The organism is Okeania sp. SIO2F4 (assembly GCF_010672385.1).
Lineage (GTDB): Bacteria > Cyanobacteriota > Cyanobacteriia > Cyanobacteriales > Microcoleaceae > Trichodesmium.
Genome location: NZ_JAAHGT010000798.1, coordinates 1 through 4,597 on the forward strand (window position 1 = coordinate 1; position 4,597 = coordinate 4,597).

A 4,597-nucleotide genomic window follows, 5' to 3' on the forward strand; every position below is an offset into this window, starting at 1 on the left:
CGCAGGAAACGATGGCCATGGTCGATGGGAAACCTGCCATCGCGTTGGGGGTCAATAGATGATTAACGACTAAGACAAGTAGGAAGAATTCATTAATGGATAATGGATAATTGATAATTGATAATTACAAGAAGGTTAAAATCCTTCGGGAATTGAATATAAGGAATATTGTCTTTGTTTTCCCCTTAAAAGGAGAGGCTTGAAACCAAAATTATTACCTATTCTTATAACAGATAGGATTGGCTAAAAGGATTTTTTTCTTCTCTTAGTCGATTAGATATGGTTATACCAATTTACTTTAAGAATATCACAAATAGTTTCAAGCTTTAAATGTCAAATAATTGTGTAAAACTATGATATTTTCAAGGTTTTTAGTCGATAAAATCTAACTTCTGACTTCTGACTTCAGTGAAACGGTATTAGGTAATCCATCCATCCCTCTACCGCTTTTTCTCCATGAATGGAGAGGCTTTATACCTGAGTTTTTCGGTAAGCATTAGTTTGACTGCTAAGGTTAGCTTTAGTGGTTTTACCAATACTTGATAATTATCAATAATTTTTTCTAGACTAATTTCTCTTTCTCCTTCAAATGCAATTTATACAGCAGATTTCAGGTTGATGAGGTACAGTGGCACTAAATTTTTAAATAGTTTTTGAAGTATGGAATAAAGTTTTCATGTCTTTAATCAAATCTACTAGAATCACTGTACAACACTTAGATGGAATAGGCTGTATCTAACACCTGAATGCTGACTTTTACTTTGATATTTTATTATTTATAACACTACACATTTAGGGCGCGGACATTGGTAAAACCTGAAATTAAGTCAGAGATTAATTTTAACTTTTGACTTTTGACTTTTAATTTGCGCGTAGCCCTATATCCTGTGACTAAAGCTAGTTATAATCGGCGCGATAAGTATTTACTAAACATTGGGCATCGGTGATTATCATTACTTCCTTATTATATATAGCAATCCTATTTTATTCGTGTCAAAAATATTACTGGTTTTTAGGGAACAGGTAAGAGTTTCAGTTTTTTTTATTTACTTTTTGATTACCCGCAACCTATTTATGATTGCTATAGAAGATGATTAATATTCCTTTGTTTTAGCTATTGCTATATTTCTAACTTCATTTTATCCAAATAGTATTAGATTATAAAACTATCCCTACAACATTGATAAATCTAATCTGGTGATTAGATATAACTGTGAAAATTCTGCAATTAAATATCTTCTTAATCTTGGATTGATTGATAGATTAACCCAAATTTAAACAATCCTTTAACTAAATTTAAACAAATTATAAACCAAAGATAAATTGTTACAGATAAACTTCTGGAGGCAGCATAAAAAAAACCGATTACATAAACATAATTTAGGTCAAAAATACTGCTAGTAATACATCCAAAATCCCTATCTACCACTTCTCAGACACAGAGAAACTAGAAAAACTTTTATGTCTAGACTTACTCGCAGAAAACTATTAATGTTCTTCGGATGTAGCGCAGCAGCTACAGCACTATCACCAAAAATTGGCAATTTTTTAGGTAGTAGCTCCGAAGTAGCTCAAGCTCAAACTGGAGGTTTGAGTTTTACACCCCTGAAATTGGCACATCCTTTAGAAGCTTATGAAACTAATCCTAGCTACGTACCTTTAGCAATTGGTGGGCAAGGAAATACTCTAGCAGCAAATCAGGATGTTGCACTGTCATCCTATCAATACTTTGATGATGTCATAGTACCCCCCGAATATGAAAGATATGTAATTGTTGGTTGGGGCGATCGCGTATTTCCTAACCCAGAAGAATACTTTGGTTATAACTGCGACTATGTAAGCTTTATTCCTATTAATGGTAACCCTGATGATGGCTACCTATGGGTTAACCATGAGTATGTCTCTTATCCCATATCCTCATTAATAGGTGGTGATGACCTAGCTGGTTTCCCCACAACAGACCAACTTGTACTAGGTTTAGATTTATCTCAAGAGAGCTCCTTCACCCGTGGCGAATTTGCTTATAACCAAGGTGGGTCTATTGTCAGAATTAGAAAAAGTAATGGTCGTTATGCTCCTGTAGACGATAGTGCTAACCGTAGAATACATCTCCTATCTGGATTAGGAATTAACTCTGAACGTTCAGATGGTTATCAAAGCGTTACGTCCTGGGGTACAACTAGCTATCAGACTGGAGACCAAAACTTCTTAATAGGAACTGGACCTGCTGCTACTGATGTATTTCCTCTAAGTTCTGATGGACTTGGTAATCGAATTATTGGTACAGCCTTCAATTGTTCTGGTGGTACAACTCCTTGGGGTACAATCTTGACTGCTGAAGAAAACTTCCAAGGTAGCGTTACAGAAGGCGTATTACCTAACGGTACTCAAACTGGTTATGATCAAGATCAAGAGATAGGTTTTATTTTCGGTTTAGTTGGTGAAAAGTATGGCTGGATGGTAGAAATTTCTCCAGCAGACCCAAGTTTCCAAAACAGGAAACATACAGCTCTAGGTCGTTTCCGCCATGAAAATATTGCTTTTAGAGTAGAAGCAGGTAGACCCTTAGTTGCTTATATGGGAGATGACCGTCGTGGCGGTCATACTTATAAGTTTGTCAGTAATGGTATTGTTTCCAATCCTACCGACCCAAGCAATAGCCAATTATTTGAAGATGGTATTCTTTATGTGGCAAGATTAAATCCTGATTTTTCTGGTCAGTGGATACCTTTAGTTCCTGGTACACCAACTAATCCTCTATCACCAAGTGAAATTGCTGAAGCTGAATTAAATGCTTTTGGTCAAGCTCAAAGAGATGGTCGAATTCGCTTACCTCAGCGTGCTGGTATTGCAGGAGCAACTGAAGATGGTGGGTCTCTCATTGTAGACCTGACTAATGAAACTGTATTATCTGATTATCAAGGCAGAACTCTAGCAGACTTCTATCCTAACCAAGGTGCAATTTTAACCGATGCTTTCTTAGCTTCTAACCTGGTAGGTGGTACTCCTTCTTCTCGTCCCGAAGATGTAGAAGTTCATCCTGGTGATGGTAGCTTATTTATTGCCTATACAGATAATGCACCAGGTGGAGATGGATATCCAGATTCTAGGGTATTTGTTGTGAGTAAATACTCTGCTGATGTTGATGCTATTCAGCAGTTTGGTGGTTTATACAGAATCATTGAAACGAACAGCGATGCCACAAGTCTTACCTTTAGCTGGTCTGTTTTTGAACACAGTGGAGAAGATGGTGCGATTAATGGTGCAGGTTTTGCTAACGTAGATAACCTAGAAATTGATACTCTGGGTAATATCTGGGGTGTAACAGATATGTCTACCAGTAATCACAATGGTTTCAGAACTGGTGCTGCTGGAGAACAAAGAGAGATTGACCATACTGCTACTGGAAATATTTCTAGCTTAACAGGGGTATTTGGTAACAACTGGTTGTTCTACATTCCTGTTGTCGGACCTAATGCTGGATTGGTTGTACCTTTTGCTTATGGGCCTCCTCGTTGCGAAATGACTGGACCATACTTTATCAGAAATAGTAGTGGTGTAGATGAAACTCTACTATTAGCTGTACAACACCCTGGAGAAAGCTCACCCATTGGAGATGGAGTTCTACTAGGTCGGGATATTGAGATGTTAAATTTAGATGGCACTCTCTTTACTCAGCAGCGAAGTGTACCTCGTGGCAGTAATTGGCCTAGTAATATAGGGTATACAGGTAATCCTGGAGGAAGTTTTAATGGTTTGCTACCCCCAAGACCTTCTGTAATTGGTGTTACTCGTAGAGACGGTGCTGCGTTTGTTTAGAATTTAACTAACGGGGAGATTGAGGGGCTATAAGTCTCGCGCTCTATCTGAAAGATGAGCGTCGGGATACATAGCCCCTCTTGCAGATTTTATCTTGACGCGAGAAGGTATAGTAGTAGAATGACACAGCTAATTTGGTGCAAAACTTGTAGTAGTGGACTGACACAGCTGAAACTCTGCATTGGTTTTTTGTATAATTTTTGTTGTAGCAAGGCTTAACGATTTTTTTCTAATGCAACATTTAAAGCTTTTGACATCCTCCCCGGCCTGAAGGCACGGAGATTCCTACCGAGCCTTAGCTCCTCGGCGGGTTGACGTTTCACAGACGGCTGCTCCCTTGGCGGTAGTCTTACGCTTGCCTCCACGTCCGTTTAGTATCTCGGACTGCCCGCCCGCGACTAATATATTTATTGCTGCATTCTGATCTCTATCATGTTTTGCACCACAGTTGAGACACTCCCATTCTCTTACTCAAAGGTCTAGCTTGCCACCTTGAAAACCACAATTTGAGCAAATTTGAGAGGTAGGTTCCCAACGACTAATTACTCTAAAATCACGACCATATTTTTCTGCTTTTCCTTCTAGGAATGTCCGGAATTGTCTCCAACCTAAATCAGAAATTGCTCTGGATAATTTCCGGTTTTTCACCATACCAGAAACGTTTAAATCCTCTAAAACAACTGTTTGGTTTTCACGAATTATTTCAGTGGATAATTTATGTAGAAAATCTGTCCTTGTATCTTTCAGTTTGGCATGAAATTTAGCTACTCTTAGCCTA

The 4,597-nt window shown here is 38.2% G+C and carries 1 protein-coding gene and 1 pseudogene; one reads left to right on the forward strand and one right to left on the reverse strand.

The window, feature by feature from the left end; all coding sequences use genetic code 11:
• Positions 1 to 1,461: 1,461 nt before the first annotated feature.
• Complete coding sequence (locus F6K22_RS32880; RefSeq protein WP_293108005.1) at positions 1,462 to 3,819, forward strand: PhoX family protein; 2,358 nt, start codon at positions 1,462 to 1,464, stop codon at positions 3,817 to 3,819.
• 285 nt (positions 3,820 to 4,104) lie between these two features.
• Here F6K22_RS32880 and F6K22_RS32885 read toward each other — a convergent pair.
• Positions 4,105 to 4,566: pseudogene (locus F6K22_RS32885) on the reverse strand (RNA-guided endonuclease TnpB family protein).
• Positions 4,567 to 4,597 lie beyond the last annotated feature (31 nt).

Coding starts and splice junctions, on each gene's coding strand:
- F6K22_RS32880 (WP_293108005.1), top strand. CDS start 1,462: ATGTCTAGACTTACTCGCAGAAAACTATTAATGTTCTTCGGATGTAGC.